Source organism: Marinomonas sp. AWM4_232 (genome assembly GCF_056158325.1).
Window position 1 is genome coordinate 67,206 of sequence record NZ_JBSWTA010000001.1, and the last position, 26,494, is coordinate 93,699.

The window sequence follows — 26,494 nt, forward strand, 5'->3', positions numbered from 1 at the left end:
TAAGGTGGGTCTGTGTTTTACTCAGTGCTAGCCACCAAAGTCATCAAGAAGAATATTTTCCTTCTCAACGCCTAAGTCTTCTAGCATCTTGATAACAGACGCGTTCATCATTGGAGGTCCACACATGTAGAACTCACAATCTTCTGGCGCTGGGTGATCTTTCAGATAGTTTTCATACAACACGTTGTGAATGAAACCAGTCTTACCTTCCCAGTTATCTTCTGGTTGTGGATCAGATAGAGCTAGGTGCCACACGAAGTTATCGTTCTCTTCTTGTAGCATGTCGTACTCTTCTGTGTAGAAAGCTTCACGCAAACTACGCGCACCGTACCAGAAAGACATCTTACGCTTAGAGTTCAGACGTTTAAGCTGGTCGAAAATGTGCGAACGCATAGGCGCCATACCCGCACCACCACCGATGAATACCATCTCAGCATCCGTATCCTTAGCGAAGAACTCACCAAACGGACCGTATACCTTAATTTTATCACCTGGCTTCAAGCTGAATACGTAAGAAGACATTTGACCTGGTGGCACATCGTCTTTACCTGGTGGCGGTGAAGCGATACGAATGTTGAACTTAACAACACCTTTCTCTTCAGGGTAGTTCGCCATTGAGTAAGCACGAATAATGGTCTCATCAACCTTAGAAACAAATTTCCATAGGTTAAAGTGGTCCCAATCACCACGGTACTCTTCTTGAATATCAAAGTCTTTGTAGTTAACCGTATGCGGTGGCGCTTCAAGCTGCACATAACCACCAGCACGGAAGTCTACGTTTTCACCTTCCGGTAGACGCAACGTCAACTCTTTAATGAAGGTCGCAACGTTCGGGTTAGACTCAACAGTACATTCCCAAGCTTTTACGCCGAATACTTCTTCAGGCACTTCAACGTCCATATCTTGCTTAACAGCAACCTGACATGAAAGACGGTAACCTTCTTTTTCTTCACGGCGTGTAAAGTGTGACTGCTCAGTAGATAGCATTGAGCCACCACCCGATGTCACTTTACATTTACACTGAGCACAAGTACCACCACCGCCACATGCAGACGATAGGAAAATACCACTATTCGCTAGGGTTTGTAGAAGCTTACCACCGGCTGGTGCTGTCACTTCCTTTTCCCCATTAATTCGGATTGTCACGTCACCACTGCTAACTAAGCGAGCACGGGCGAACAAAATGATCGCCACTAGCGCTAGTACGATAGCGGTAAACATCACAACACCTAGAATGATTTCTAAGTTCATGCTAGTTAAACCTTATTCTTGGTTGTCCCAACAGTGCAGCGATTAAAGCTGCACACCAGAAAATGACATGAAGCCCAAGCTCATCAAACCTACAGTGATGAACGTGATACCCAAACCACGAAGACCCGCAGGCACGTCAGAGTATTTTAGCTTCTCACGGATACCAGCCAGAGCTGCAATCGCCAGCGCCCAACCAATACCAGCACCAACACCGTAAACCAAACTTTCAGAGAAGTTGTAGTCACGCTCTACCATGAATAGAGAGGCACCCATGATGGCACAGTTTACAGTGATCAATGGAAGGAACACGCCCAATGCGTTGTACAACGCAGGCATGTACTTATCCAATGTCATTTCCAAAATTTGTACGATCGCTGCAATAACACCGATGTAACTTAATAGACCCAAGAAACTAAGGTCAACGTTTGGCAGACCAGCCCAATCCAATGCACCTTCAGCTAGAAGGTTTTGGTAAAGCAAGTTGTTCACAGGAACCGTTACCGCCAATACGATAACTACTGCAATACCAAGGCCGATCGCAGTCTCAACTTTCTTAGATAGTGCCAGGAATGTACACATACCCAAGAAGAAAGCCAGCGCCATGTTTTCTACGAAAACCGCCTTAATAAAAAGACTAATTAGGTGTTCCATTTATAGGGCCTCCTGAGAACGCGAGTTTTTCGCAATCTTAAACTCTGGCTCTTCAACCTGTTCTTTCTTGTATGCACGAAGCGCCCAGATAACTAGACCGATTACGAAGAAAGCACTTGGTGGAAGAAGCATCAAACCGTTTGGCTGGTACCAACCGCCGTTTTGAACTGTTTCGAAAACAGGCACACCAAACAATTTACCGGCACCCAGAAGCTCACGGAAGAAACCTACAATGATCAGCATTGCACTGTAACCCAGACCGTTACCGATACCGTCAAGGAAACTCATTGCTGGACCATTTTTCATCGCGTACGCTTCAGCACGACCCATTACGATACAGTTCGTAATGATTAGACCAACGAATACCGAAAGCTGCTTACTGATTTCGAAAGCAAATGCTTTTAGCACTTGGTCTACCACAATTACCAACGAAGCAATGATAATCATCTGTACGATGATACGAATGCTGTTAGGAATGTGTGAGCGGATCACCGCGATAAACAAGTTAGAAAATGCTGTTACAAGCGTCAGTGCGATGGACATAACCAAACTAACACTTAAGCTACTTGTAACCGCTAACGCAGAACAGATACCAAGGATCTGAAGCGCGATCGGGTTATTTGAAAGAATCGGTCCAAAGAGGACTTTTTTCACATCAGACATGCTTACACTCCCTCACTACGCAGCTTGGCAAGGAAAGGACCGAAGCCATCTTCACCCAACCAGTATTGAACTAGGTTTGTTACACCACGGCTTGTCAACGTTGCACCAGAAAGACCATCTACTTTATGAGACGCTTGTGGATCATTAGGATCAACAGCACCTTTCGCTAGGGCAATCACAGCATCGCCTTGCTCATTGTAAACTTCTTTGCCTTCCCACAATGCTTTCCATGCTGGGTTATCTACTTCACCACCTAGTCCAGGTGTCTCAGCTTGCTGGTAGAAACCAAAACCAACCACTGTAGAGAAATCACCTTCAAGCGCCATGAAGCCGTACATTGTTGACCATAGGCCGTAACCATGAACCGGCAAGATGATACGTGCATCAGCGTTTTCGTCTTTCACAACATAAACTGTTGCGAAGTTAGCACGACGCTTGATACTTGCAGGATCCTGGTCACCGCTCAAAGAAACAGACAGCGCAGGGTCTTTAGCGGCAGCTTGTTGGTTGTAAGCATCAACCGTCACACCTGCTTGCGCAAGTTCTTCTTCTGTTGCGAAACGACCTTCAGATACATTTACTAGACGCTTTTCAACGTTAGCAAACACCTCGTCGATATTTTCACCTGGCTGAAGCATTTGTGCAGCGGCCAAGATATTGCGCTTACGGTCAAGGTCACGGTTTTCTTGCTGAATTGGTTTTAGACCAACCGCCGCACCCGCAACGAAAATTGAACACACCAAACACAGTGCAACCGCAACAATGATGGTTTTTGAAATGCTATCGTTACTGCTAGCCATTGCGAGCGATCCTCCGTTTGATGTTTGCTTGAACTACGAAGTGGTCAATGAACGGAGCAAACAAGTTAGCGAACAAGATCGCCAACATCATACCCTCTGGGTATGCTGGGTTAACCACACGAATCATCACAACCATCACACCAATTAGTGCACCGTAGAACCACTTACCGCGGTTAGTCATAGACGCAGACACTGGGTCAGTCGCCATGTACATCATACCGAAAGCGAAACCACCGATAACAAGGTGCCAGTACCAAGGTGTTGCAAACATAGCGTTAGTGTCAGAACCAATTGCATTAAATAGCAAAGAGGTAGCCACCATACCAAGCATCACACCAGCTACGATACGCCAAGCAGCAATCTTCATAATTAGTAGTGCACCACCACCAATTAGGATCGCAAGAGTAGACGTTTCACCCATAGAACCTTGGATAACACCGAAGAATGCATCAGACCAAGCAACAGAAACAGCTTCTACACCGCCCGCTGCCATCTGGCTTAACGCTGTCGCACCAGAGTAACCATCCACTGCAGTCCAAACCGCATCACCAGACATAGATGCTGGGTAAGCGAAGAATAGGAACGCACGACCAGCAAGCGCTGGGTTAAGGAAGTTTTTACCTGTACCACCAAATACTTCTTTACCTAGTACCACACCGAAAGTGATACCTAGCGCAACCTGCCACAATGGGATCGTTGCTGGAAGCGTTAGAGCAAACAGGATAGAAGTAACGAAGAAGCCTTCGTTTACCTCGTGCTTACGCACAGCTGCGAACAATACTTCCCAGAAACCACCCACAACGAACGTTGTTAGATAGACTGGCAAGAAGTACATCGCGCCATAAATCATGTTGTCCCAAATACTGTCCACATTGTATGCCGTTAACGCACCAATGATACCTTGACGCCAAGTATCAGCAGGCGCTGCACCCATTGCGTCAAGTGCAGTATTCGCTTGGAAGCCAATATTGTACATGCCAAAGAACATGGCAGGGAAAGTACACATCCACACCAAGATCATGACACGTTTCATGTCAACCGCATCACGAACGTGAGAACCACCTTTAGTTACGTGGCTTGGGCGATAGAAAATCGTATCAACCGCTTCGTACAATGCGTACCATTTTTCGTATTTTCCGCCTGAGTGAAACTCTGGCTCCATTTTATCTAGAATAGTTCTAAGACCCATGGATTAACCCTCTTTCTCAATCGTTGTGAGACAGTCTCGTAGAATCGGGCCGTATTCGAACTTACCAGAACAAGCGTAAGTCATTAACGCTAGATCTTCTTCGTCAAGTTCAAGAGCACCCAATTTCTGTGCCTGCTCAGTGTCGCCTACCACCAAAGCGCGCAATAATTGAGTTGGAAGAATATCCAACGGCATCAAACGCTCAAAGTTGCCAAGAGGCAGCATAGTACGATCACTACCATTCGTCGTGGTGGTCATATTGAACGTTGACTTACCTGTAAGCTTAGAGATAAACACGTTCAATACAGAGTGTTTCTCAAAGCCGGCACGTAAGTAATGCACCATTTGACGCTCACGACCTTCTGCAAGCACTACAACTTGAGAGTGGTATCGACCAAGGAAAGCGTATGGGCCAGTCGCTTTGCGACCAGACAACACAGAACCTGATATAATACGATTGTCGCCTTCAAGTAGTTCACCAGCCAATAGCTGAGTTAGATCGGTACCCAACACAGTGCGTAGTAGTCGAGGCTTAGACACTTGTGGTCCACCAATCGATACAACACGTGTTACATCTAATACACCGTTAACAAACAGCTCACCAATCGCTACTACATCTTGGTAGTTGATTGACCAAACCGTTTTCTTATCGCTAACAGGGTCTAGGAAATGGATATGCGTACCCGCTAAACCAGCAGGGTGCTTGCCCGCGAACTCTTCGACAACAACATCAGATGTTGTTGGAATGCTGCTTTCAGGAGCCTTACAAAGGAACACCTTACCTTCAGTCAAACGAGTCAACACGGTTAAACCATCTGCAAACGCTTCAGCCTTATCAGCTAATACCACTGCAGGATCAGCAGCCAGCGGATTTGTGTCGATAGCGGTTACAAAGATTGAGTGCGGTACTGAATCAACTTCAGGAACCTTAGAGAAAGGACGAGTGCGGAGTGCAGTCCAAAGACCAGACTCAACAAGGTTTTCAACAACCTTTTCACGCTCAAGAGATTTCAACTCAGAACCAGAGTATTTGGCAAACTCAACTGCTTCATCGCCTTCAACTGTAATCACTACAGATTGAAGCATACGACGCTCACCACGATTAATCGCAGTCACAGTACCTGAGGCTGGGGCGGTATACTTTACACCTTCCGTCTTTTTATCCGTAAAGATAACCTGCCCTTTTTTGACCTTGTCACCTTCCGCAACCATCATGGTAGGTTTCATACCATGGTAGTCAGGACCGATGACCGCAACCGATTTCGCGGCTGGAGCCTCCTCAATCACCTGATTGGGAGCACCGCTGATCGGTAGATCTAGGCCTTTCGTAATTTTATACATATGTTCTGCCCAACAAAAATTGAACACCAAAGCGCACTTACGTTACTGTGCCAAATCCCCTCCGGGAAAGCATTTTGGCACTCACACCATATATGGTAGTTTTATAACGTAATATCACTTCACCGAAAAAACCGCTGTATTATAGAGATCATTACCATCGTTGACTACTCTTCGACGCTCTCTTTACCCACATTGGCGAGGCAAAAACTTAGAAATAACAACTATAAGCGCCATTTATTTTAGTATCTGCGACAGATTTTTTGTTTTTTCCTTTCTAAATTGAAAGCCTCCTCCATTTACGCTTTTTTCCCCTGCTGTTTGCACTTCCATGGTTGCGACAACGAGGCTTACGCGCCAAAATACTGGCTCGACACGAATCTCGTAATAAGGAAGCAAGTTATGTCCCAAGCTGTTGCTCAAATTCGTATTAAGAATCTACGCCTTCGAACGTACATTGGCTTTAACGAAGAAGAAAAGAAAAACCGTCAGGACATTATCGTCAACGCCTTGATCGAATACCCTGCCCAACATGCTTGCCAAACCGATGACGTGGCCAACGCTGTCAACTACAAAACCATCTGTAAAGAAATGATTGCCCACGTTGAAACAAATCGTTTCCTACTTTTAGAAAGCTTAACCGAACAACTTTTGGACATTTGTCTCAAACCAGACCAAGTGACTTTTGCTGATGTCGAAGTGGATAAACCTCACGCCCTTCGCTTCGCAGATTCTGTATCCTTCCGTTTAGCCAAACACAAATCATAATTAGCCAATCAGATGACCAAACAAAACGTAATGAATTTTTCTGCCGGGTTCAAAAACCATCTAGAGGCTCAGAATCTTAGCCACAAAGCCAAACAGATCGTTGATCTCGTTGCGCAACATAAAAAGCCGCTGCTCTACATCGCAGCCAGTGCGACGGAATTAAATGAAATAGAAGACAACATCCGTTTCTTTGCCGACCAAGCAACACCCGTATTACGTTTCTCAGATTGGGAGACTTTGCCCTACGACAGCTTCTCCCCACACCAAGACATCATTTCTGATCGCCTTAATACCTTAGCTCAAATTCGTGATTTGTCAGCTGGAATTGTTTTAACAACGACTTCTTCAGCCTTGACTCGAATCTGTCCTGAAGAACACATCGATGCTCAGCGCTTTGAGATCGTGTTAGAACAGAAGATCGATCAAAAGCAACTCGTAGATCGTTTGACCAATGGTGGCTACCTAAATGTTGAAACCGTCAACACCCATGGTGAGTTCGCTGTTCGCGGTGCCATTATGGATGTTTTTCCAATGGGGGTTGAGCACCCTATTCGAGTTGAATGGTTTGATGATGAAATCGAATCCATTCGCTGGTTTGATGTGGACAGCCAGCGCACCATTGAAAAAGTCACTGAGATCAAAATTCTTCCAGCACGAGAAATAGCGACCACACAGCATGGTATTACTGGATTCCGTAAGCGCTTTCGTGAACGTTTCGACATCGACCCACTCAGTAGCCCTATTTACCAAGACGTCAGTGAAGGCATTATCCCTGGTGGGATCGAATATTATTTACCACTTTTCTTTGATCAAACAGGTACATTATTCGACTACTTATCAAAAGATACCCTGATTGCTCGAAACGAGCAGATCAACGAATACGTCGGCGCTACATTACTTGACTACAAAACACGTCACGAATCATTAGCTTACGACATCCAAAAGCCGATTTTAAAACCGAGTGAGCTTTGCCTGATCGAAGATGAGTTTTTCGCCAAGCTGAATCAACATCCTGGTGTTATTTTTGGTCAGATAACCGACTCTGAATTATTGCTACCCAACTTAGCGACAGATCCTCAAAATCGTTCTAGCTTTGATAAGCTCAGCCACTTTATTGAACAGCAAAACAGTACGTTAATTGTGGCAGAGTCAGCAGGTCGTCGTGAGGCGCTACTGGATCTACTACACGACGCCTCAATTCGCCCTAAAGTCTGTGAGGATTGGCAGGATTTCCTCACGAAACATGACGGCGTCTTTATCACCGACGGTTTGCTCTCAAAAGGTTTCTTACTGGATGAACACAATGCACTTGTGGCCGAAAGTGATTTACTCGGCGAACGGGTCACTCAATCCCGTCGTCGCAAAGCCTCCAACATCGATGAAGATTCAATCATACGTAACCTCACAGAGTTGCGTATGGGTGCTCCTGTCGTTCACATTGATCATGGTGTGGGACGCTATCTAGGTCTAACTAACTTATCGATTGATGGACAAGAAACGGAGCTACTGACCTTAGGCTACGCGAACGACGCCAAGCTATATGTACCTGTTTCCTCGCTTCAGCTGATTTCTCGCTATACGGGTGCTGATGAAGAGCATGCACCGCTGCATAAATTAGGCACAGAAAAATGGAGTGCAGCGAAGCAAAAAGCCGCGGAAAAAGCCCGTGACACGGCTGCAGAACTGCTCGACATTTATGCCAAACGTGAGTCGAAAAAAGGTCATGCATTCGCTTCACCGGATGAGGCTTACAAACAATTTTCGGCAGGCTTCCCGTTTGAAGAAACCCCAGATCAACAACTGGCAATCGATGCAGTCATTCGCGATATGTCTTCAGCTAAAGCCATGGACCGCTTAGTGTGTGGTGACGTAGGTTTTGGTAAAACAGAAGTCGCCATGCGCGCTGCGTTCTTAGCGGTTCAAGATGGCAAGCAAGTCGCCGTATTAGTCCCTACTACTCTGCTGGCACAGCAGCATTACGATAACTTCTGTGACCGCTTCGCTGATTGGCCTGTTCAAGTGGAACTGCTGTCACGTTTTCGTTCAGGCAAACAGACCAATGCCGCCATCGAACGCATTCAAGAAGGCAAAGCGGACATTGTCGTTGGGACACACAAACTGATTCAAGGTGACATTAACTTTGCCAACTTAGGTTTGGTCATCATCGATGAAGAACACCGCTTTGGTGTGAAGCAAAAAGACCAGTTCAAAGCACTCCGTGCAGAAGTCGATATTCTAACGCTGACAGCAACACCGATCCCTCGAACACTCAACATGTCCCTGAGTGGTATTCGCGATCTATCGATCATCGCCACGCCTCCAGCAAAACGCCTATCGGTCAAAACATTTGTCAAACAAAAAGACGAACATCAAATCCGTGAAGCGGTTCTACGTGAGCTGTATCGTGGCGGCCAAGTGTATTACCTACACAATGAAGTCCAAAGCATCGAAAAAGCAGCGGAAGACCTCAAAGCATTGGTCCCAGAAGCACGTGTGATTGTGGGTCATGGGCAAATGCGTGAGCGCGAGCTGGAACAAGTTATGTCCGACTTTTACCACAAACGCGCCAATGTGCTGGTATGTTCAACCATCATCGAAACTGGTATTGATGTACCAAACGCCAACACCATTTTGATTGATCGAGCAGACAAATTTGGCTTGGCTCAATTACACCAGCTTCGTGGCCGAGTAGGACGCTCGCACCACCAAGCTTATGCCTATTTGCTTACGCCAAATGATCGTAAGATCACGCCAGATGCCGAGAAGCGACTTGAAGCAATTAGCATGGCGGACACTCTAGGAGCTGGCTTTACTCTAGCCACCCACGACCTTGAGATTCGAGGCACCGGTGAACTGCTAGGTGAGGGACAAAGTGGCCACATCGAACACGTAGGCTTCTCATTGTTTATGGAAATGCTAGATCGTGCGGTGCAGTCTCTGAAAAATGGCGAATCTCCTGATGTCGACATCAGCACTCCATCGCAAACCGATATTAACCTTCGTATCCCAGCTTTGATCCCTGAAGACTACCTTGGGGATGTACACACTCGCTTAATGTTGTATAAACGCATAGCAAGCGCCAAAGATGATGCGCAGCTAAAAGAGCTACAAGTTGAAATGATCGACCGCTTTGGACTCTTGCCTGATCCGACGAAAAATTTATTCCGTCAAACAGGACTGAAGTTCAAAGCAGAGAAATTAGGCATCAGTAAAATCGAAGCCAACCAAAGCGAAGGTAAAATCCACTTTAAAGCCAACACGCCTGTTGACCCGATGAAGCTGATCACTTTGATTCAAACCAAGCCTGATCAGTTCAAGTTATCAGGTTCGGACACCTTGCGCTTTATTGCTAAAATGCCTAATGCTGACGAGCGTTTTACTCACACATTAAAAACATTGGAATTGTTACATTGAAAGCCATCTCTCTAATTTTGTTAGGCCTGCTGTGCAATACATACGTTCAGGCCAACTCACTTGACTCATTAGACTTGAACAAAGCGCGTGCCTACCAAGCTTACCTTATGACCTTTGTGTGGCCAGAGAATATGACCTCCGAAGACATCGAATACCAAGATATCTTCTCTCATGAAGGTATTCAGCCTTTAGCCGACTGGTCAGGCGAAAACGATGGCGCAGCAACGCCTGCATCATCTCCGTTTGAAGCGTTCACTAAAACCCTCTCAGCTCGCACTGAGGTGTTAAGCAATAAAACGTGGACATTGATCTTTCCAGACACTGGCAGCTCTATCAGCGAATCTTTTCATAGCGCTCAAGCTGAACATGGCTACCCTGTGATGACCGCCAATGTCACCTTTACTCTGGGGCGCTATTTAGAGAGCAACCTGCATTATAAGCACTATCAGTTTGGTCAACCTGTCGCAACGGTAGAACATCAGACACAAGATAGAGTCATGTCGCCAATTGATGCCACCACTACGAATAACGCATCAGTATATAGCTCTAACTCTCAAGTGACAGACCTAAATACCGCCGCTTACTCAAGTACAGATTACAATGTCTGGAATGGGCCAACTCAAGTGCTACCGCTGCACTTCATCAACAAAACCGCCAGTAAAAAGCTTAACTACATCGATCACCCCGTCATTGGCACACTTATTTACTTTGAGCCGTTAGACCTTGAAGAGGCCATCGATATGGTGACGCACGCAAGCGTTGCTCAGTAACAGGATGGAAATAAAGCCCATTTAGGGAATAGATGGGATTGTATAGCAGTCGTCCTATATACGACGACTGCTATGAGTCACTAACAAGAATGGGAGTTATCAGTGTTTGGTCGGTCCACGGCGAACCAATTCCTTGCCGTTTTCAAACACCTCTTGAGTGACCCAACGACCCAGCAACAACTGATGATTATCGTCTAACACAGCAACGAATGGGCGGCCATCAGCATTATTTGTCGCCAAGGCAACGCCCGCTACATTGTTCAAACCGAAACTGCCATTTTCTACCGCTAGCAAAAACGCCTCTAGCTCTTCAAGGTTATCAATCACTCGTTCGTCGTTAATCATTACCAATACTCAATTACCACTTTAAAACAGATAGGATACCAGTTCTCAGATGTAGCCAACACCTATTCACGAACTGAACAAGCGCCTCAAACGCTTTGAATGATTGACCAATCGATAAGCCAACAAGCCGCCCAATACCAATGAAAAGATAATCGCTAGTGAGGTATCGCTTTTCACCTGCCACCACAAGTGCGCAATTATTGCTAAAGCAGCAAGATAGACAAAACGATGCAATCTTTTCCAGTTGCGCCCTAATCGCTTCATCATAGGTTTGGTACTGGTCATTGCAAGCAGCAATAAGATAACAAGCGCTAACACTCCTGCATAAATATAGGGTTTCTCCACGAGATCTGAACGAATCCACGTCCAGCTTAGACCGGCAAACAACACCAAATAAATAATCAGATGCAGCATTGTGTAGAAAAACGCTGCCAACCCTGCAAAGCGCCGATACCTTGCTAAGATTTTGAATCGTTGAAACGTCATCAATGGCGTTACCGATAATGCTCCCGCCATAAACACGCAAGCCCAAATGCCGCTTAAACGCATCAAAAGCTTACCTGGATCAGGAAAATATCGTCCCAAGAATAACGAGCAAAGCATCCATAAGAATGGCAATAAGAACACTACCAAGACATAAGGCTTTTCTTTTCGATCCCAAAATGACTTCACGTTAGTAGTTTCTCTTTAGATCCATACCAGCGTATAGGCTGGCAACTTCATCGGCGTAGCCATTAAACATTTGTGTTTCAATCACATTTGGAAACAGCACACCACTGGGCAATCTTCGCTCTTCTTTTTGAGACCAACGAGGATGATCTACCTCAGGGTTCACATTCGCGTAGAAACCATATTCATTGGGTGCCAAGGTACTCCACGTTGTGATCGGCATACTTTCCACAAAGCGAATTTTGACAATCGACTTGATGCTCTTGAAACCGTACTTCCAAGGCACAACTAGACGAACAGGGGCACCATTTTGATTCGGCAAAACACTGCCATACATGCCCACACTCAACAACGCTAAGGGGTTCATGGCTTCATCAATGCGTAGGCCTTCTCGATAAGGCCAATCTATAGAACCGCCCCGCTGCTCTGGCATTTGCTTCGGATCGTACAATGTTTCGAAGTAGACATATTTAGCCTTAGAAGTGGGCTTAAACTTTTTCAACACATCAGCTAGTGGAATGCCAATCCAAGGCACCACCAAAGACCATGCTTCAACACAGCGCAAACGATAGATGCGCTCTTCTAACAATGACTCTTTAATAATGTCATCTAAGTCGAATACCCCCGTGACATCAGCCTCTCCTTCAACAGTAATCGTCCAAGGTCGAGTTTCTAATGAGCCCGCTCTTTTTGCTGGGTCACCTTTGCCGTAACCGAACTCATAGAAATTATTGTAAGACGACGTCACATCATAGGGCGCTGGGGTTTCATCTTTGCCATGTGGTGTTTCGATGACACGATCAAATGCAGCTTGTAGGGGTTGAGCGGGAGATAAAGGATTGCCCGATTGCAATGCCGCAAACGCATTACCAAAACCCAAGCCAAGTGCAGTACCACCTGTCACCTTCATAAATTGTCGACGATTTAGATAAACGGATTGATCCGTCACCTCATTCTCCGAGCAGTCAGACCGTTTTTTATGTTTTATCAGCATATCGCGCTCCTTGGTTACTCTTAGGATGGACTATTAAAGTGTGTTCTGGTTCGAGCATTACCGGTATCGTCACATTTAAACCACAATCGTTGACAGGTGCTCAGTGAGCAGTCAGGATGGCCCACTTTCCCGTCAACACGAGCGAAGAGCCATGGCAAAACCGAATAAAAAAGGCCCCACAAAAACCATCGATATTTATTGCCAAAACTGTCAGGCTCAGCTGTTCAAATATCGAAAAGGCGGCAAAGGCGCATTAGTCAAATGCTTCAAGGAACGCATTGTTGAGGACTTCACCAACACACCTTGTCATTGCCCTCAATGCAACAAAGAATTCGCTCGTGACACACTAGTACGAGGTACACCTGCTTATAAGTTTATTGGTGGCAAAGTTTGGTTTAAATAATACACTAGCAACCCAACACAGAACGTTAACAGGGATTAGACGATATGAAGAAGAGATTTATTACAGCCCTTTTTGCCCTCACGCTTGCTGGCTGTTCCGACGACGAAGTGGGCGATGTTTCTCTTGGCCTATTTACCTTAAAAGACATTAAAATCTCGAACTTGGTGGATGATAAAATCCCAGGCGTTACCTGCCACATCGCTTCAGTAGAAGCGAACCTAAGTTTTTCTGATCCAAGTGATAGCTCTATCGCCTGTCGTCAAACGGGGGCAATCACCCCAGAGATGCTTGCAACCATTGATAAAAGTCCGTCCGGTGAAGTGGTGTTTCGAAAGTCCAAAAGCATCTTCTTCAAAACCATGAAAGTGCGCCGGATTTTTGATGCAGAAAACCAGACCTTGATGTACTTGTCATACACCACTAAAGAAACCGAAGGCAGCTTTAAGCACAGCCTTTCGACTGTGCCGCTATGGGGAACGCAGGCCTATGTTGAAACCAAACCATAACCACATAATTTCTGTTTGAAAGCTCACCAAGTTAATAAGCACAATAACTTAACTTGGAATCCTTCGGATAACATTTGTTTGATAATCATTCTCATATTAATATCTAGAGCTTATTCTAGACATTAACCATGGGGAAATGATATGTCGCCTTGTTCGGTCGCTGATATCAGAGCCTTTGAGCAGTATAAGTTGGACTCCGAGTTAAACGGAGCTATCCGTTTATGCAATCATCAGTTTTCTGAAGATACACTTGTTTGCCATACACATGAGCCAGGTCTCTATATTTCTATGCTAGGTATTTGCCAGGGGGAGACTCATAACAATGGTATGGACAGAAGCCGTAACTACAGTCATCAATATATAGTGACAGTCGTAGATCAACCTTGCTCTGGGAAAATGCTTTTTCGTCAGCAAAGCACCTGGCAAACTCTTTCGATTATGCTGCCGTTAGACAGCATGAAAGAGAGCTGGCGCCTACCGGAATTTCAGACCAATTTTTCCCATAATGTACCTCAAATTAGGCTGGCAGAATTAGGGCCGATTCCAAGAGATATCTTGCAGTGCTGTGAAGCTGCTTGGAACTGCCCATTACAAGGCTATGAACGTATTCTTTTTATTCGCGCTAAGGCTCAAGAAGCACTCGCGCTATTTATTCACCATCGGCGACAGTCTCATACCCATAGATCTCCACGAGCAACACAGTTAGACAGCGCACTGCTCTATATCCAACACCATTTAGACGAAGATTGGTCACTAGCCACTCTCGCAAGACTTGCTGGCAGCAATCTCACTTACATAAAACAGGATGTGAAAAAACTGTTAGGAATTAGCTTTCAACAGTGGCTCCGTTGTAAACGCATTGAAGCAGCTTGTGAACAATTAGCTTTTGAAAACTTGTCTATCGCTCAAATCGCCATCAATGTTGGGTTTAAGAGCCAAGCTCACTTCGCCACCATTTTTAAAACTCAACACGGTGTATCGCCCAGAGAATATCGCCAATCCCTCCAGCCTAAGCACCGTCAGTAATCCTCTTTTTACCAATTACGAAAAAGTAACGTCTTTTTTTGAAAAAGACGTTACTGTCCTCTTGATAAGATACATTTCAATAATCATTTTCATTTGCAGCAAACTAAAGATGCAAACCTAGGATCTCTATGAGCACAACAAAGCACCCTTGGGCCATGCTGGCGAGTGTGTACATCACCCAGTATATCGGCATTGCGTTTATTATCTCTTCAGCGGTTGCAATCTTGCGTCAAAAAGGCGTGCCATTAGATCAACTGGCCATGTTGAACTTGGCGTTTCTGCCACTGATGGGAAAAGTATTCTACGCCCCCATCATTGATAAATTTCGCTTTGTTTTACAGGGTACTTATCGTAGCTGGTTAGTCTTGGCCCAAGGCGCTATGACTGCCCTCTTGCTGATCGCAGGGTCGATGAATACAGAAAGCCAATTTATTAGTGTTCTGATCGTTTTGGGTATTTATGTGTTCTTTATGAGCCTTCAAGATGTTGCCATCGATGGCTTAGCCTGCAAGTTGTTTGACGAGCATTCACGCAAGTTCGCCAACAGCATTCAGTTTTCAGGCAATCTGTTAGGCAATATTGTCGGTGGTGGCATTATCCTAATGCTATATCCGTGGTTGGATTGGCATGGCTCGTTCACTATGCTAGCCGCCTTAACACTGATTTCCCTACTGCAAATCGTGTTTTTCAAAGAACCAGAAAACCATCCCAATGCAATCACTACATCACAACTCAGCGCTCGTTTATGGCCTGCTCTGCTGCAGTTCCTCAAGCAAAACAAAAGTTGGGTTGCTGTTATGTGCCTGTATCCGATTGGCTCTACCTGCGGCTTTGCTTTACTCAACACTCTACTGGTCGACAGCGGCTGGGCACTAAATGATATTGGCTTTGCGACCAAAATCTATGGCTCTTGCATCGGTCTATTATCGGCGCTGTTCGCTACACCATTGATCACTCGGTTAGGGCGTTTAAAAGCACTAACCAGCGTTATTTTCATTCAAGCCATTGCGCTGTTACTGTTGATTCCTGTAACTCATGGTCAAACGGGTAACCTTATGGTGTACAGCTACATCACGGCACACTTTATTGGCTTCCCTGCTCTGTTGGTTATCTCATCTACCATCATGATGGACAAGGCCGCCGGTACGCACCACAAAGCGACCTTCTTTACCTTGCAATTTAGCGTAGCGTCCCTTTTGGGACTGGGCTACTCCAGTATCAGTATGACCCTGGCAAATCAATACGGGTACAGCAACGTCGTCATTTATGGTGCCACTCTGACAGCCTGCATTATGGCATTTGTTTGGTTCGCGTTAAGACGCATGAACCGCTCAGAAACAGACGATCTGTCCCTAGAGCACAGCCCCAGCCAAGCCTAAATACTCATCAATTACAAGTATTCTTTGTCCAACACTTAACCACGGAAACTCTAGCTCATGACCTTCACAATTAAACCTAGTAAAACGTCAATTCCCAGTCCCTTATCCTGCATTGCTTACTCTGTTCTCCTGATTAACAGCATGCTCGCTGCTAGCGTCGCCTCCGCAGAAAACATAGCTCTAGAGACTCTTATTGTGACAGGAGAAAAACGGGATAAAAGCATCAAAGACACCTCAACAGCGGTAACGGTCGTGAAAGGTGAGGAACTCGAATCAGGCGAGGCAAATCAAGCCTACGAGGTCGCATTAAAGGCACCCAACGTACAAACCGATTCTTTTGGCAGTATTGCCATTCGCGGTATGTCTGGTGGTGGTGCAGCAACCGGGGGTGCAGCGTTGATCACAGGCTCAAGAGCACGTATCAGTACCGTGGTCGATGGCAGCACACAAGATTGGTCGGGGTATAATTTTACCCCCAAAGACATGTGGGATGTAGAGCAAGTAGAAGTACTGCGTGGGCCACAATCAACAACCCAAGGAGCCAGCGCCATTGCTGGTGCTGTTGTGATTAACACTAAAGATCCTAGCTTTGAGTCTGAAACGGCTGTTCGTGCTGGGCTTGAACACTATGAAAATGGCCACTTCAAACACAACCTTGCGATCATGAGCTCAGGCCCCTTAATCAAGGATGAGTTGGCATACCGTATCGCCCTTGAGCAAACCAAGGGCGAAGGTTGGTTAAACTATGACAGTGAAGGCTACGATACCCCAAATCTAAGTGAATCAGAGAGCAATAACGTACGTGGTAAATTACTGTGGGAGCCTAACAGCATGCCTGAGATGTCCGCCAAACTGACGCTTAACTACCACCAAAACGAAGGCGAACACGCCAGCTTCGCAACCAATACCCCAGAAGGTATGGAAACTCGTACTTTAGATCTGGCAACGACCATCGCCCGTGTACAAGATTCCTCAGAGAATGCCATCGCTTTGGATGTGGACTATGAAATCAGCCCTTCGATTAGCAATTCATTGCATATCAGTCGTATTGACTCCGATATTTACGCTGATGGCTACATGGCGAATTTTCTGTTTTTCTATGACATTCAACAAGTCAGTAACAGTATTGAAAACCGCCTGATCTTTGATTCAAACGATTCCAAGTTATCTGGAGTGCTCGGCGTGTATTTCTCCACAAAAGATTCCTCAATCTATGCGGATCAAAATTTAATCATTGATACTGACTACACCACTAACACCAGTGCAGTTTATGGTGAAACCAGCTATGCGCTGACCAATAAGCTGGCAACGACTTTTGGCCTGCGTATCGAGAATGAAGAAATTGATAAAACAGGTTCGTTCTTCACCAGCGGCAGCCTAGAACAGGATTCTAATGAGACCTATTCTCTACCCAAACTAGGTGCGACCTATGCTGTTACGGATAGCACGACTTTAGGTATTAGCTTAGGAAAAGGCTACAGCCCTGGTGGCTCTGGAATCACCTTTACGGGTGAAGTGTATGACTATGATAGTGAGGAAGTAACGTCGCTAGAATTTAGTAGTAAAACCTATTTTCAAAACGGCACTTCGCTCAACGCCAATTTGTTCTATAACGATTACACTGACTACCAAGCCTTATCGGGCCTAGCCCTATACAACGTTGAACGAGCGCACATCTATGGCTTCGAACTAGAAGCAAGGAAATGGATTACTGACGACCTAGAGCTGTGGAGCGCATTAGGCTTACTGAAAAGCAAAATTGATCGCAATAGCGACTACGAAGGCAACGAACTGTCCAGCGCTCCTGAAACTAACGCTGCTGTTGGTTTCACACAGTACATTGGTGAACAATGGTCCGTGGGTGGTGACATCAACTACGTGGGGTCATACTACGCCGACTTGAGCAATTCAACAGATGTCGAAGTTGGTGATGCCGCGATCACCAACCTGCGTGCGCAATACACTGTAGGCCAACTCACAGTCAATGGTTACATCAAAAACGTCACGGATGAAGACATCGTTTACTACCGGACTGGGCTGCTCGCGACAGTCGGACAATCTCGCACAGTTGGTATCAGCGGTACTTACCGTTTCTAAATCGTATTCCCTCAAGCCATAGGAGGCTAGAACGGCCTCCTTGTTTTTTTTGCCTAAGAATGGATCTGTATGAATACCCTCACGTCTATTTTAGATGTCGATCAAAAGATTGATATCATCGACCATGTGAACCAAGATCACACCGAAGAACTCAAAATAATCGCCCAAGCGAATCACAGGGCGCAGGTTATCAAAGTTCAAATCATCGACATGTTTCAAGAAGGCATGTCATTAAAATTGCAAGATACTGATGACAGCAGTACGAAAGAACTGTTTATTCCGTTTGTCATTGAAGGGGATTTAGAAGAAAAGATTCTTTATCTGGCCTATGCTGCCGCAGTGAAACAAGGCCAAGACCTGAGCGGTAACAATAAGTGTTTTTTTGAAGTCACCCACAGCAACTTTGTCACCGAAAATATGGTGCGCTTAACGGTTCGTAGCAGTACACCGCTACCAGAGTATTATCCTGGCTACGCCTATGCGTTTCTACTAAAACAAGCGACCAAGCGACCTAGTACAGAGGCTAAGACGAGTAAAAAAAGCTGGGGCAAGAAACTCAGTGATCGCTTTTTTATTTGGCTAATGCGCCATTTGTCGCGAGAGAAACGACAAAAGCTGTTAGAAAATGCTAACAAAGACGTACGTCTATATACGCTGCGTAAATCCTGGCAAGACAGCGCCGGTTATTACCATGGTTACATCGATATTTTTACCCATGGTAATACCAAAGGCAGCCAATGGGTGCAGTCCTTAAAGGTCGGTGACATCATCATAAGCCGTTCAGGTCATCAGGACAAGCATGCACATTTATCCGAGCAACAAACCCTGTTAATTGCCGATGAAACCTCGTTTCCCGCTCTTGCAGGGATCCTTGAGCACTGGCGAAACCCAGTACCACCATACGTTATCTTGTTGACAGCCAGTCAGCCGGAGCAGATGTATTTTAATAACGATGATTTCCCAATAAACAGTAAGGTACATCGCATTATTTGTCCACCTGATCAGCAAGCAGAGAAGGTATTGGAAATCTTGCCTTGCCTAACGCCCATCGAATCCGTTTGGGCCGCACTCGAATCAGATGCAGCGAAAAAGATCCGACATTATCTTCGCAATGAACGCCAGCTTCAGGGAAAACAAAACCATACCAAAGCATACTGGAGCTTAAAGTCTAAGCATAGTTTTGAGCAATCTGAACGGCTTGCCTCTGAGAAGTAGAAGTAAATACATTGCATGTATTTGAGAGTTTTGAGATGGTCATAAAGCTTAATAGCTAGAACATGAAGGCCATGGTAAAAATTGTATTGCTAACATTCATCTTTTTATCTAACACCATCAGCGCTAGTCCGACTTGGTACCAGCCTAGCGTAAGAACCTCTTGGCAATGGCAATTACAGGGGCAACTGGATACACGTTACAACGTCGATGTTTACGATGTGGATTTGTTCGACACTTCCGTAGAGCAAATCCAGTCATTGCAACGTCAAAATCGTAAAGTCATTTGCTATTTCTCAGTGGGCTCTTTGGAAGATTGGCGTGATGACATTCACTCCATCCCAACAGACGCCATCGGCAAACCATTAGACGATTGGGCCGGAGAACACTGGCTCGACATTCGGAACAAGCAAGTTTGGCGGACCATGCAAAACCGCATAAAACTTGCTGCTAAAAAGGGCTGTGACGGCATCGAGCCAGATAATGTAGACGGCTACCAAAATGATTCAGGCTTTCCTTTAACCGCCCAAGATCAAATTACTTTCAATCGTTTCTTGGCTCAGAGTGCTCACATCTTAAAACTCTCCATTGGCCTAAAAAACAGCCTTGGTATCGTTCCGGAGTTGGTGGATGACTTTGACTTCGCCGTCAACGAACAATGCTTAGAATTCCAAGAATGCGATTTTTTAATGCCCTTTGTGCAACAGAATAAAGCGGTATTTCATGCGGAATACCAAGCTAGCAGCGACCTTTGCCAACCAGCGAAGTCCATGGGGTTTAGCACCCTATTACTGCCTCTTGAACTGGATGGTAGCTTTCGCAAGGCCTGTCCTTAACTTATAGTGCGGTAATAAAGTTTCGGTTAAGACTACTATGAACTAAGTGAAGCGCAGCCACTTTCTTTAAGCACTCTCTTAGTAGAAGCTGGATTCGCTTTCAGTAGCTCTGCTGGTCGAATTGGGCGTTGAGCAAAGTTACCGCCACAGTTGGGGCAGCGCCCTTTCAAAACACTCTCAGCGCAACTTATGCAAAATGTACATTCAAAGGTACAAATCACCGCCTCAGTTGAGTCAGGAGGTAAGTCTTTATCGCAGCACTCACAGTTTGGCCTTAGCTCTAACATAGCACCTTCTAGCCCCCTAGTTTAAACACCGCTTGTCATATTGATGTTAGCATTGATTGGCTCAATGGTTAGACGGCAGTTAAAAACCCCAAGCAGCTTAATAACGGTCTCAAGCTTTGGGTTAGCATTGTTATTCAATGATTTGTAGAGACTCGCTCTGGTCACCCCCGCTTGTTTAGCAACATCTGTCATACCCTTTGCTCTTGCAGCAATCGCTAAACAATGTATTAGATGCTCACTTCCACCTTCATGGATGGCCTCGAGTAGAAATGCTTGTATATCTTCATCTGTTTCTAAGTAGTCGGCGATATCAAAAGAAGTGATTTCCGCTTTCATTGGTTCAGCCCTCATTATCCAGATCGTTTAGCAGCTGATGAGCTTTTTTGATGTCTCGCTTCTGGGTCGATTTATCACCACCAGCAAGCAAAATGATTAGCTCATTATTACGTTCCACAAAATAAACTCGGTAACCTGGCGATTTAAAAAACCTTAGCTCCTGTAACTCACCAAATAACAAAGTAACATCACCAAAATGACCTTCATTCTCAATCTTGGCAAGTCGATTCAGTATCTGCACTCTGCCTCGTAAGTCTTTTAAGCTTTTTAGCCATTTATCAAAATGTGCGGTCTTCCTAATACTGTACGTCATAAACGAGTCCATTCGTTCTACATTGCACAAATATGTATCCTAAAGGATACAAAAAATTATAGATAAAGTCTCTATTATGGCAAGGCCTAGAATCACAAGCAGATGACGGCTTAAAGCCAGATAAACAAGAAAAGGCTCACCTCCGAGAAGACGAGCCTTTACTTAAACCATTAATGAAGGAAGTTGTTGAGATTTAGCCCATAACCAATGAATCACGGCTGAGGTCTTGAATGCTGTTCGCTCCAGTAAGCGTCATGGCTACACGCATTTCTTTTTCGATAAGATCCAGTACGTTTTCAACACCCGCCTGACCTGCGGCGGCTAACGCATATACAAACGCACGGCCTAGTAAGGTGCAGTCGGCACCAAGTGCTAACATACGCACCACATCCAGACCTGTTCGGATGCCGGAATCCACTAGAATTTTAATATCGCCTTTTACCGCATCAGCGATTTCAGGCAAAGCGCGAACAGATGACATAACACCATCTAGCTGGCGGCCACCATGGTTGGAAACAATGATCCCATCAGCACCAAAACGGACAGCGTCTTTGGCATCTTCTGTATCTAGGATCCCTTTGATGATCATAGGGCCATCCCAGAAATCACGGATCCATTCGAGGTCTTTCCAGGAAATAGAAGGGTCGAAATTTTTGCCTAGCCAGCCAATGTAGTCTTCCAGTTTCGTTGGCTCACCACGGTAGGTGGAAATATTCCCCAGATCATGAGGTTTACCATTAATGCCCACATCCCATGCCCAAGCTGGATGCGTCATGGCTTGCATGACGCGACGAATCGCCGCATTAGGACCGCTCATACCAGAATGCATATCACGGTAACGAGCACCCGGTACCGGCATATCCACCGTAAACACTAGATTTTTAATGCCTTGAGCTTTCGCACGTTCTAGTACGTTTTTCATAAAACCGCGGTCTTTTAGAACGTACAGCTGAAACCAAATCGGTCGAGTAACGGCCGCACTGACTTCTTCGATAGGACACACCGACACAGTTGAAAGTGTAAAAGGAATGCCTTTATTTTCAGCTGCTTTAGCGGCTTGGACTTCACCACGACGAGCATACATACCGGTCAGGCCTACTGGTGCTAAAGCAATGGGTAATGACAGCTTTTCGCCAAATAGCTCAGACTCAAGGTTTAAGTCAGACATATTCTTTAAGATACGTTGGCGCAGCGCGATATCAGACAAATCATCCGTGTTACGTCGTAGGGTATGCTCTCCGTAAGAACCACCATCAATGTAGTGGAACAAAAACGGAGGTAGCTTCGCTTTTGCCGCCGCTCGATAGTCTGTCGATGCTGAAATGATCATTGTTGCACTCCCAAAAAGCGTGGAATTATTTTTGTTGCAGGAGAATCTAATGGTTTATCTTTAGTTGATATATACCCATAATCAAAAACATTATTTCCAAAAACAACATAATTCCATGCATTCTGATGATCTGATATTGTTTTCACAGGTGGTTGAGTTAGGCAGTTTTAGCAAAGCGGCTGAGTTAAATAACTTAACCAATTCTGTTGTTAGCAAGCGTATCGTGCGCTTAGAAAAAGCCCTCAATGTTCAGCTTTTATATCGTACTACTCGAAAGCTAACACTCACCGAAGGGGGCCAAGCACTGTTTATCAAAGCGCAAAAAGTAGCGCTTGCCACACAAGAGGCTACCAACTCCGTCGCTGGGTTTGGTGAAGCCATTCAAGGTCATATCAAGATGTCCGTGCCAACTATTTCAGGGGAGCTTTTGCTCGCTGATGCGGTGGCGGAGTTTTGCAAAATGCACCCTGGACTTACGGTCGATATGTCGCTGAATAATCAGTTTGTGGATTTAGTGAAAGACGGTTTCGACTTAGTCATCCGCACTGGCTATCTGGAGGATTCCAGCTTAATCGCTCGCCATATCTTAGACTCTCACTGGATCGTCTGTGCTTCCCCTGCGTACATTCGACAGCACGGCAAACCTCAGACCCCAGAACAACTAGTCGGACATAACTGTTTGCTGTATTCCTTTCAAACAAACGGTGCTAATGAATGGGAATTTAAAGGCGATGAGCAAAATTATCGCGTGACAGTTGCAGGAATTTTCTCCAGTGATAACGCCATCGCCCTGAGAAAAGCCGCACTCGGCGGCCACGGCATAGCGTACTTGCCAAGGTGTCTGGTGTATCACGATCTACGCAACGGTGAGTTGATCGACCTGTTACCTCAACAAGTCGGAAAAGTGATCGGTGTTTACGCGGTGTATCCGTTTACACGCCAGCTCCCCAAAAAGCTCAAACTATTGATTGAACACATTCGACAGCGATATCTGGCAATAGAGCATTATTTTTAACCTACCCTGCGCCGCTTAAAAGGAACTTCCTCATACAATTGCTTGCCCGCCATTAGTATGGTTACGTTAATAAACATCGACCAGCTCCTTTCGGATGCGCCAAGTTGATCGCAAATCGATCCGAATGGGATATCATCGAAAACTTAAAAACTGTACGCTTAGTGAAACTGCTTCCTGACTACAAAATACCCAATCCGGATATCGTGGCACTGGTCTAAAAAATTAACTGTGCGTTTCTACGTTGCGCTCGCGCATATATAAATACAAAGGTAGCCCTAAGGACACGCCAACACAAAGAGTCGCTAAAATAGGTAACCAAGGCATAGGAACGAAGTACTTTCTGCTATCCACCAAGATGAACAAGATGAGAACCACAGCGGAAACAATAACATCCAGACCAAAAAAAGCGCCTATGCGTGTGCTGAATAGCTCACGGAGAAATAAATCTGGCGCCAAGCCATACTCCATAAACCAAGGGATAAACTGAGAAAAAGGCAGTACGATGCCTGCGACGCATAAAACTAAGTACAAGTTTTTTAAATTCATTGAGAGACTCTCCCTGATCTCTTGTGTGATTGGACGATTAAGATTCTTGATCAATTAACGCCAGTAAATCCGTTACACCAACTTCTTCACCCGCTTGGGAAAACAACGTAGTCACTTGTCCACGATGGTGAGTTTGGTGGTTAAAAAAATGAAGAATAAGACTTCCAAAATGCTTATTCGCAGGAATGCCTTTCGTATTGTGATAGCTTAAAAGTGAGTCTAGGTCTTGATCGGATAATTGCTTAACCCAATGGATGATCTGATTATCTAGCCAAGCCCTTTGCTTCGCTAATTCGCCAATATCTTCAAAAAGGATCTGATCTAAGTAACTGGGTGTTGGCAACTCGATTACATCAGGCAAAGAAGGACTTGTAGGATGAGAAGCAAATCGCTTCAGCCAGATAATGTCTCCCACATAGATATGATTCAACGTCCCAAGGATAGAGCCAAAAAAGGCCCCCCGATCTTTTGTTAATTCTGTATTGTCGAGTCGTAGTGCCGCTTCATAAACCTTGTTATTCATCCACTGATTATAAGTGGCCAACAATTCGAAATGTGCCTTAACAGTCATCTCTATTCCTTGTTATAAATGCCTTTAACACTTCTCATTCTAGCGCTCGCCTTACTACTTTCTCAACGTTCAACTCATAAGTAGTAAATTTATCTCCCATCATATTTGCCTCGAATGTACGCTGTGCAAGCATCTCTAAAAAGCGGTAGCTGGGACGTGTATGCAATAAATGAATATAAACAGTATGATGTTGAAGCTCGTGACACCAAATCATCAGTTGTTTAAAAACAGTCTTTCCTACTCCCCAACAACTATCGTCGAGCACAATAGCGATCTCATGACCTTGCTCAGATTGCTGAATACCGCACCAACCAATAAGCGTTTCGTCCTGTAGGATGGCACGCACCAAACACCCCGCTTTAGCATCCTCCACCATTTTGGCGTTTATCCATTGGCGAACCATATTTTCATCAAACACATCATGCTTAATCAGATGCTTTCGAGTACTCGTTTTGTTTAAAATGGGTAGCAGTGTTAGCGGTGCGACCGTATTTAATGGCTGGAATTGAATGCTGTCCATAGTCTTCCTACTGTTTTGATTTTTTATTTAACAGTCCTTTGTCGGAAGGGGCTCTGTATTTCTTACAGCGAGATAAATTAAAAGCCTGCCCCCTCCTTTTCTTAGAAACTCAAAATCATAGGGGCCGTGACTTTTTAGCCCAGCTTTCTAAAAATGCATGAACTTCTCTTTGCGTGACGTCGTCATCAGCATTGCGATAGCGTACGCTTCGTTGAGCTAAGTGTTATTGTTCTAGCAGTCGACTGGCCTGACTTGTACTACGATGCATTTTCTAGACTACTGGCCTTATCGCGGAACGGAGTCCGCTCGTACAAGAACGCTTTGGCCCAATTCCGTTGAAGAATGTCTCTAAGGCCAATTTTTCGTTATGACCATGGCTTCTACTATATCCCCTGACTTAACCATTTTAAGCAGGAGTTATGATGAAGATTACCCAAATACGTAATGCGACTTTACAGGTTACTTATGGCGGTGTGCGCTTTTTGATTGATCCGATGTTGGCTGAGCAAGGGGCTTATCCTGGTTTGCCGGGCACGGTCAATTCGGAGGTCCGCAATCCAACGGCGCCACTGCCTATGGCGATCGCTGAGATACTGGATGTGGATGTGATTTTGTTGACCCATTTGCATCCAGATCATTGGGATGCAAAAGCCCAAGAAGTGGTGCCAAAGGATAAGTTGCTCTTGGTACAAAATGAACAGGATCGCCAAACGCTGTCTAAACAGGGCTTTAACAATATTCAAATTATCGAGAACGGTGCAGAATTTCGCGGGATTACGCTGACCACCACCGAGTGTCAGCACGGTTATGATATCTTGTTTGAAAACCCTGCGATGGCTGCGCGCATGGGCGAAGTGACGGGGGTGATCTTCTCGCACCCAGCAGAACAAACCTTGTATTTAGTGGGCGACTCCATTTGGACGCCAGCTATTGAAAAGACTATGAAAGCAGCGCAGCCTGATGTCGTTATTCTCAACGCTGGCTGGGCTCATGTTTTAGAATTCGGTCCGATTATCATGGGCAAAGAAGACATTTTGAAAACTCATCTGGTGCTACCCCATGCTAAGATCGTCGCCAGCCACTTAGAAGCCATGAATCACCTATTGCTCACCCGAGCAGAGCTTCATGAATACGTTCAGCTCAATCAAATTGAAGATTTTGTGGCGATACCGGCAGATGGCGAAACCATCGGATATGAATGATTAACGAGCGATTTAGCTTCTGTGTGCTCTAACATTGAAGCAATACCAACCAGACAGACTAAA

The 26,494-nt window shown here is 45.2% G+C and carries 28 protein-coding genes; 12 read left to right on the forward strand and 16 right to left on the reverse strand.

The window, feature by feature from the left end; translation table 11 throughout:
* Positions 1-27: 27 nt before the first annotated feature.
* From nqrF to ACXAC1_RS00320, 6 genes are read right to left on the reverse strand one after another with little or no spacing between them, the layout of a single operon-like run.
* A complete protein-coding gene (gene nqrF / locus ACXAC1_RS00295) occupies positions 28-1,251 on the reverse strand; it encodes an NADH:ubiquinone reductase (Na(+)-transporting) subunit F (protein ID WP_133560196.1) in 1,224 nt (407 codons plus the stop codon).
* Positions 1,252-1,293: 42 nt separating this feature from the next.
* Complete coding sequence (gene nqrE, locus ACXAC1_RS00300) at positions 1,294-1,902, reverse strand: NADH:ubiquinone reductase (Na(+)-transporting) subunit E (protein WP_133560197.1); 609 nt, start codon at positions 1,900-1,902, stop codon at positions 1,294-1,296.
* On the reverse strand, positions 1,903-2,565 hold the full coding sequence (locus ACXAC1_RS00305) for an NADH:ubiquinone reductase (Na(+)-transporting) subunit D (protein WP_133560198.1): 663 nt from the start codon (positions 2,563-2,565) through the stop codon (positions 1,903-1,905). It lies immediately after the preceding gene.
* A gap of 2 nt (positions 2,566-2,567) precedes the next feature.
* Positions 2,568-3,365, reverse strand: a complete 798-nt coding sequence (locus ACXAC1_RS00310; protein WP_199462118.1) for a Na(+)-translocating NADH-quinone reductase subunit C — start codon at positions 3,363-3,365, stop codon at positions 2,568-2,570.
* Positions 3,358-4,554: an NADH:ubiquinone reductase (Na(+)-transporting) subunit B gene (locus ACXAC1_RS00315; protein ID WP_133560200.1), complete on the reverse strand. Its 1,197-nt coding sequence runs from the start codon at positions 4,552-4,554 to the stop codon at positions 3,358-3,360. The genes ACXAC1_RS00310 and ACXAC1_RS00315 overlap by 8 nt, the downstream gene beginning before the upstream one ends.
* Before the next feature lie 3 nt (positions 4,555-4,557).
* The gene (locus ACXAC1_RS00320) at positions 4,558-5,895 is read right to left on the reverse strand and encodes a Na(+)-translocating NADH-quinone reductase subunit A (protein WP_475057467.1); all 1,338 of its coding nucleotides are present in this window, start codon (positions 5,893-5,895) and stop codon (positions 4,558-4,560) included.
* 399 nt (positions 5,896-6,294) lie between these two features.
* On the opposite strand from ACXAC1_RS00320, the gene folX reads away from it, so the two are divergent.
* From folX to ACXAC1_RS00335, 3 genes are read left to right on the forward strand one after another with little or no spacing between them, the layout of a single operon-like run.
* Positions 6,295-6,660: a dihydroneopterin triphosphate 2'-epimerase gene (gene folX, locus ACXAC1_RS00325; RefSeq protein WP_475057470.1), complete on the forward strand. Its 366-nt coding sequence runs from the start codon at positions 6,295-6,297 to the stop codon at positions 6,658-6,660.
* 30 nt (positions 6,661-6,690) lie between these two features.
* Entirely contained in the window at positions 6,691-10,074 is a 3,384-nt protein-coding gene (gene mfd / locus ACXAC1_RS00330; RefSeq protein ID WP_475057473.1) for a transcription-repair coupling factor, read from the forward strand.
* Positions 10,071-10,844 carry a hypothetical protein gene (locus ACXAC1_RS00335; RefSeq protein ID WP_475057475.1) on the forward strand — a complete coding sequence of 258 codons (774 nt, stop codon included), beginning with the start codon at positions 10,071-10,073 and terminating at the stop codon, positions 10,842-10,844. Before mfd ends, ACXAC1_RS00335 begins: the two co-directional genes overlap by 4 nt.
* Before the next feature lie 99 nt (positions 10,845-10,943).
* Here ACXAC1_RS00335 and ACXAC1_RS00340 read toward each other — a convergent pair whose 3' ends face one another.
* The 3 genes from ACXAC1_RS00340 to msrP form a co-directional block, all read right to left on the reverse strand.
* Positions 10,944-11,189, reverse strand: coding sequence for a hypothetical protein (locus ACXAC1_RS00340; RefSeq protein ID WP_228189770.1), 246 nt, complete (start codon positions 11,187-11,189; stop codon positions 10,944-10,946).
* A gap of 66 nt (positions 11,190-11,255) precedes the next feature.
* On the reverse strand, positions 11,256-11,861 hold the full coding sequence (locus ACXAC1_RS00345; protein ID WP_475057478.1) for a protein-methionine-sulfoxide reductase heme-binding subunit MsrQ: 606 nt from the start codon (positions 11,859-11,861) through the stop codon (positions 11,256-11,258).
* Position 11,862: 1 nt separating this feature from the next.
* Positions 11,863-12,852 (reverse strand): protein-methionine-sulfoxide reductase catalytic subunit MsrP, encoded by a 990-nt coding sequence (gene msrP / locus ACXAC1_RS00350; protein WP_475057481.1) that lies wholly within the window; start codon positions 12,850-12,852, stop codon positions 11,863-11,865.
* 151 nt (positions 12,853-13,003) lie between these two features.
* Between msrP and ACXAC1_RS00355 the strand changes: the two genes are divergently transcribed.
* The 7 genes from ACXAC1_RS00355 (at position 13,004) to ACXAC1_RS00385 (ending at position 20,311) form a co-directional block, all read left to right on the forward strand.
* The gene (locus ACXAC1_RS00355) at positions 13,004-13,255 is read left to right on the forward strand and encodes a hypothetical protein (protein ID WP_475057484.1); all 252 of its coding nucleotides are present in this window, start codon (positions 13,004-13,006) and stop codon (positions 13,253-13,255) included.
* A gap of 44 nt (positions 13,256-13,299) precedes the next feature.
* Positions 13,300-13,761: a CreA family protein gene (locus tag ACXAC1_RS00360; protein WP_475057487.1), complete on the forward strand. Its 462-nt coding sequence runs from the start codon at positions 13,300-13,302 to the stop codon at positions 13,759-13,761.
* Between the two features lie 141 nt (positions 13,762-13,902).
* The gene (locus ACXAC1_RS00365) at positions 13,903-14,787 is read left to right on the forward strand and encodes a helix-turn-helix domain-containing protein (RefSeq protein ID WP_475057490.1); all 885 of its coding nucleotides are present in this window, start codon (positions 13,903-13,905) and stop codon (positions 14,785-14,787) included.
* Positions 14,788-14,915: 128 nt separating this feature from the next.
* On the forward strand, positions 14,916-16,166 hold the full coding sequence (locus ACXAC1_RS00370) for an MFS transporter (protein ID WP_475057493.1): 1,251 nt from the start codon (positions 14,916-14,918) through the stop codon (positions 16,164-16,166).
* Between the two features lie 57 nt (positions 16,167-16,223).
* Positions 16,224-18,263 carry a TonB-dependent receptor gene (locus tag ACXAC1_RS00375; RefSeq protein WP_475057496.1) on the forward strand — a complete coding sequence of 680 codons (2,040 nt, stop codon included), beginning with the start codon at positions 16,224-16,226 and terminating at the stop codon, positions 18,261-18,263.
* A 69-nt stretch (positions 18,264-18,332) separates the two neighbouring features.
* Positions 18,333-19,478 (forward strand): SIP domain-containing protein, encoded by a 1,146-nt coding sequence (locus ACXAC1_RS00380; RefSeq protein ID WP_475057498.1) that lies wholly within the window; start codon positions 18,333-18,335, stop codon positions 19,476-19,478.
* Between the two features lie 71 nt (positions 19,479-19,549).
* Complete coding sequence (locus ACXAC1_RS00385; protein WP_475057501.1) at positions 19,550-20,311, forward strand: endo alpha-1,4 polygalactosaminidase; 762 nt, start codon at positions 19,550-19,552, stop codon at positions 20,309-20,311.
* Positions 20,312-20,346: 35 nt separating this feature from the next.
* Here ACXAC1_RS00385 and ACXAC1_RS00390 read toward each other — a convergent pair whose 3' ends face one another.
* From ACXAC1_RS00390 to lldD, 4 genes are all read right to left on the reverse strand, one after another.
* Complete coding sequence (locus tag ACXAC1_RS00390; RefSeq protein WP_475057504.1) at positions 20,347-20,598, reverse strand: DUF1272 domain-containing protein; 252 nt, start codon at positions 20,596-20,598, stop codon at positions 20,347-20,349.
* A gap of 21 nt (positions 20,599-20,619) precedes the next feature.
* Entirely contained in the window at positions 20,620-20,934 is a 315-nt protein-coding gene (locus tag ACXAC1_RS00395) for an addiction module antidote protein (RefSeq protein WP_228189763.1), read from the reverse strand.
* A 4-nt stretch (positions 20,935-20,938) separates the two neighbouring features.
* Positions 20,939-21,247 carry a type II toxin-antitoxin system RelE/ParE family toxin gene (locus ACXAC1_RS00400; RefSeq protein ID WP_228189762.1) on the reverse strand — a complete coding sequence of 103 codons (309 nt, stop codon included), beginning with the start codon at positions 21,245-21,247 and terminating at the stop codon, positions 20,939-20,941.
* A 193-nt stretch (positions 21,248-21,440) separates the two neighbouring features.
* Entirely contained in the window at positions 21,441-22,577 is a 1,137-nt protein-coding gene (lldD, locus tag ACXAC1_RS00405) for an FMN-dependent L-lactate dehydrogenase LldD (protein ID WP_475057507.1), read from the reverse strand.
* A 115-nt stretch (positions 22,578-22,692) separates the two neighbouring features.
* On the opposite strand from lldD, the gene ACXAC1_RS00410 reads away from it, so the two are divergent.
* A complete protein-coding gene (locus tag ACXAC1_RS00410; protein ID WP_475057510.1) occupies positions 22,693-23,592 on the forward strand; it encodes a LysR family transcriptional regulator in 900 nt (299 codons plus the stop codon).
* Between the two features lie 222 nt (positions 23,593-23,814).
* Here ACXAC1_RS00410 and ACXAC1_RS00415 read toward each other — a convergent pair whose 3' ends face one another.
* Genes ACXAC1_RS00415 through ACXAC1_RS00425 form a run of 3 tightly spaced genes read right to left on the reverse strand, consistent with a single transcriptional unit; the run spans position 23,815 to position 25,229 of the window.
* On the reverse strand, positions 23,815-24,138 hold the full coding sequence (locus tag ACXAC1_RS00415; protein WP_475057512.1) for a DUF2834 domain-containing protein: 324 nt from the start codon (positions 24,136-24,138) through the stop codon (positions 23,815-23,817).
* A 37-nt stretch (positions 24,139-24,175) separates the two neighbouring features.
* On the reverse strand, positions 24,176-24,709 hold the full coding sequence (locus ACXAC1_RS00420) for a DinB family protein (protein WP_475057515.1): 534 nt from the start codon (positions 24,707-24,709) through the stop codon (positions 24,176-24,178).
* Positions 24,710-24,743: 34 nt separating this feature from the next.
* A complete protein-coding gene (locus tag ACXAC1_RS00425; protein WP_475057518.1) occupies positions 24,744-25,229 on the reverse strand; it encodes a GNAT family N-acetyltransferase in 486 nt (161 codons plus the stop codon).
* A 419-nt stretch (positions 25,230-25,648) separates the two neighbouring features.
* Here ACXAC1_RS00425 and ACXAC1_RS00430 point away from each other — a divergent pair, with 419 nt between their 5' ends.
* Positions 25,649-26,431, forward strand: coding sequence for an MBL fold metallo-hydrolase (locus ACXAC1_RS00430; protein ID WP_475057521.1), 783 nt, complete (start codon positions 25,649-25,651; stop codon positions 26,429-26,431).
* Positions 26,432-26,494: the final 63 nt, after the last annotated feature.

Excerpts from the sequence above, each read along its gene's own strand:
- nqrF (WP_133560196.1), bottom strand. The coding sequence starts at position 1,251 with ATGAACTTAGAAATCATTCTAGGTGTTGTGATGTTTACCGCTATCGTA.
- nqrE (WP_133560197.1), bottom strand. The coding sequence starts at position 1,902 with ATGGAACACCTAATTAGTCTTTTTATTAAGGCGGTTTTCGTAGAAAAC.
- ACXAC1_RS00305 (WP_133560198.1), bottom strand. The coding sequence starts at position 2,565 with ATGTCTGATGTGAAAAAAGTCCTCTTTGGACCGATTCTTTCAAATAAC.
- ACXAC1_RS00310 (WP_199462118.1), bottom strand. The coding sequence starts at position 3,365 with ATGGCTAGCAGTAACGATAGCATTTCAAAAACCATCATTGTTGCGGTT.
- ACXAC1_RS00315 (WP_133560200.1), bottom strand. The coding sequence starts at position 4,554 with ATGGGTCTTAGAACTATTCTAGATAAAATGGAGCCAGAGTTTCACTCA.
- ACXAC1_RS00320 (WP_475057467.1), bottom strand. The coding sequence starts at position 5,895 with ATGTATAAAATTACGAAAGGCCTAGATCTACCGATCAGCGGTGCTCCC.
- folX (WP_475057470.1), top strand. The coding sequence starts at position 6,295 with ATGTCCCAAGCTGTTGCTCAAATTCGTATTAAGAATCTACGCCTTCGA.
- mfd (WP_475057473.1), top strand. The coding sequence starts at position 6,691 with ATGAATTTTTCTGCCGGGTTCAAAAACCATCTAGAGGCTCAGAATCTT.
- ACXAC1_RS00340 (WP_228189770.1), bottom strand. The coding sequence starts at position 11,189 with ATGATTAACGACGAACGAGTGATTGATAACCTTGAAGAGCTAGAGGCG.
- msrP (WP_475057481.1), bottom strand. The coding sequence starts at position 12,852 with ATGCTGATAAAACATAAAAAACGGTCTGACTGCTCGGAGAATGAGGTG.
- ACXAC1_RS00355 (WP_475057484.1), top strand. The coding sequence starts at position 13,004 with ATGGCAAAACCGAATAAAAAAGGCCCCACAAAAACCATCGATATTTAT.
- ACXAC1_RS00360 (WP_475057487.1), top strand. The coding sequence starts at position 13,300 with ATGAAGAAGAGATTTATTACAGCCCTTTTTGCCCTCACGCTTGCTGGC.
- ACXAC1_RS00365 (WP_475057490.1), top strand. The coding sequence starts at position 13,903 with ATGTCGCCTTGTTCGGTCGCTGATATCAGAGCCTTTGAGCAGTATAAG.
- ACXAC1_RS00370 (WP_475057493.1), top strand. The coding sequence starts at position 14,916 with ATGAGCACAACAAAGCACCCTTGGGCCATGCTGGCGAGTGTGTACATC.
- ACXAC1_RS00375 (WP_475057496.1), top strand. The coding sequence starts at position 16,224 with ATGACCTTCACAATTAAACCTAGTAAAACGTCAATTCCCAGTCCCTTA.
- ACXAC1_RS00380 (WP_475057498.1), top strand. The coding sequence starts at position 18,333 with ATGAATACCCTCACGTCTATTTTAGATGTCGATCAAAAGATTGATATC.
- ACXAC1_RS00385 (WP_475057501.1), top strand. The coding sequence starts at position 19,550 with ATGGTAAAAATTGTATTGCTAACATTCATCTTTTTATCTAACACCATC.
- ACXAC1_RS00390 (WP_475057504.1), bottom strand. The coding sequence starts at position 20,598 with ATGTTAGAGCTAAGGCCAAACTGTGAGTGCTGCGATAAAGACTTACCT.
- ACXAC1_RS00395 (WP_228189763.1), bottom strand. The coding sequence starts at position 20,934 with ATGAAAGCGGAAATCACTTCTTTTGATATCGCCGACTACTTAGAAACA.
- ACXAC1_RS00400 (WP_228189762.1), bottom strand. The coding sequence starts at position 21,247 with ATGACGTACAGTATTAGGAAGACCGCACATTTTGATAAATGGCTAAAA.
- lldD (WP_475057507.1), bottom strand. The coding sequence starts at position 22,577 with ATGATCATTTCAGCATCGACAGACTATCGAGCGGCGGCAAAAGCGAAG.
- ACXAC1_RS00410 (WP_475057510.1), top strand. The coding sequence starts at position 22,693 with ATGCATTCTGATGATCTGATATTGTTTTCACAGGTGGTTGAGTTAGGC.
- ACXAC1_RS00415 (WP_475057512.1), bottom strand. The coding sequence starts at position 24,138 with ATGAATTTAAAAAACTTGTACTTAGTTTTATGCGTCGCAGGCATCGTA.
- ACXAC1_RS00420 (WP_475057515.1), bottom strand. The coding sequence starts at position 24,709 with ATGACTGTTAAGGCACATTTCGAATTGTTGGCCACTTATAATCAGTGG.
- ACXAC1_RS00425 (WP_475057518.1), bottom strand. The coding sequence starts at position 25,229 with ATGGACAGCATTCAATTCCAGCCATTAAATACGGTCGCACCGCTAACA.
- ACXAC1_RS00430 (WP_475057521.1), top strand. The coding sequence starts at position 25,649 with ATGATGAAGATTACCCAAATACGTAATGCGACTTTACAGGTTACTTAT.